Here is a 1570-nt window from a genome sequence, read left to right as displayed (position 1 = left end):
CATTTCTTTACATAATAGATATCTTGTCATAACCTTTCGACTTCCCGCTCCTTACCGGCGCATGCGAGATCGAGATACCAAGCTTTGCCAGCGACAGCTTCAGTTGCTTTGCGACGTACTGAGAACCGTTATCAAAGTAGCATCGGTCAAATGCTCCTGCACGAAGCAGCACGGACCGGAAGGTATCTTCTACAACCTCTTCCTCCTGAGAGGCGTAAAACTTCGAGGCAATGACAAACCTCGAATGATCGTCTATCGCCGACGACAGGTAGGTCTTGACCTTGGCTCCGCGTTTTCCGATTGGAAGCAGTGGCCCATACTTGATGTCTCCCTGGATCAGCATCATACGGTGTGGCTTGCAGAAGCGCTTCGAGGAGCTCTCCCGTGCATCCTTGTAGGTCCGCAGATGCTCTGAACCGAAGCCGGCATTGTAGAGATGCCTCTCCAATGTCGAGCGTTTCAGCACACCCGGAGCGACCCGCCCTTCCATCTCGAGGATCAGTATCAGCTGTTCCACCGAGCGCTCGGGAACTTCCCGTCGGAGCTGGATGGCTTCGTTGAGAAGTTCATCGAAGTTTTCCGGCAGCGCCTGAGAGCGCCGCTTCTGGCGATCCGTCGGTCGAAGCCCCTGAAACCCGTTTTCACGGTATGCCTTTTTGTATCGGTAGAGCGATCTTGCGGTCGTTAAGTTGTCCTGTGCGATCTTTTCCCGCATCGCTATGCGCTTTGCATTATCGAGGTCCTCCGAAAGGAGTGGTGTAATCATAGTGTAGCGCTGGAGCGCGACCTCGTCCTGCCAGTCTTTGTTTTTCGTCATCATGGTAGTAAACCTCCTTCATGAAGCTCACTATACCGTCATGATCTGTGACCGGAAAACAAAAGTAGGTGCATAGATTCATCGCCGGAACGGGACCAGAAACCCACCACTGTTGTAGATCGTCCGGATGACCTGTTCCAGCCACCGTCTGTTTGATTTTTGGAGAGAGGCGAGCAATGATGCACCGACATGAAGAATGCGGCTGTCGTAGTCGGACAGCTCATACGCCACAGCGCGGAGATATCCCTCGATGCGCTCCAGATTCTTCTGCAGCCACTGGAGCCAGAGCAGCATAGTCTCACCACATGGGTAGTCTTCGGAATCCAGGTCATCCGGTGTGACGACCTTTTCGAGAACGCCGCTGATCACCTCACTGTCGTAGTGCTTATACGGCAGCACCACACCAGGCAGTTCATTGTGAAGCTTCATGCATTTGCTGCACCGGAACCGGCGGATCATCAGCCACTTGCGGGTACCGCCTTCGCCCTTCATGATACGGCGCTTGCGATCACGGTAGACCAGCTTGCCACGACAGGACGGGCACGGAGGGATGGCATCATTGCTCTCAACATAAAAAACCGTTTACCTCATTGTGTCTGAGCTCGAAGTTTGATACACTGAACATGGTTTTGATACCAGAGGTTCGGGGGACACGACGTACAAAGAGGGTACCCCGGACCTTCTTTCTTTTTAATCTCATGACAGTATATAGATCAATCTCGTGACACGCAAGCAGATCAGCCCGAAGTCAAT

Annotated in this window: 2 protein-coding genes; both read right to left on the bottom strand. The window is 52.7% G+C overall.

Annotation, left to right across the window (positions count from 1 at the left end):
* Positions 1–7 precede the first annotated feature (7 nt).
* Positions 8–820: a DDE-type integrase/transposase/recombinase gene (locus ACK8P7_RS10915; protein WP_410044224.1), complete on the bottom strand. Its 813-nt coding sequence runs from the start codon at positions 818–820 to the stop codon at positions 8–10.
* Between the two features lie 75 nt (positions 821–895).
* A complete protein-coding gene (locus tag ACK8P7_RS10910; protein ID WP_410044225.1) occupies positions 896–1369 on the bottom strand; it encodes a DUF6431 domain-containing protein in 474 nt (157 codons plus the stop codon).
* Positions 1370–1570 lie beyond the last annotated feature (201 nt).

It is taken from the genome of Oribacterium sp. P9 (genome assembly GCF_046365365.1).
GTDB lineage: Bacteria > Bacillota > Clostridia > Lachnospirales > Lachnospiraceae > Oribacterium.
The sequence above is the reverse complement of the archived record's forward strand: the minus strand, read 5'-3'. Positions and strand labels throughout refer to the sequence as shown.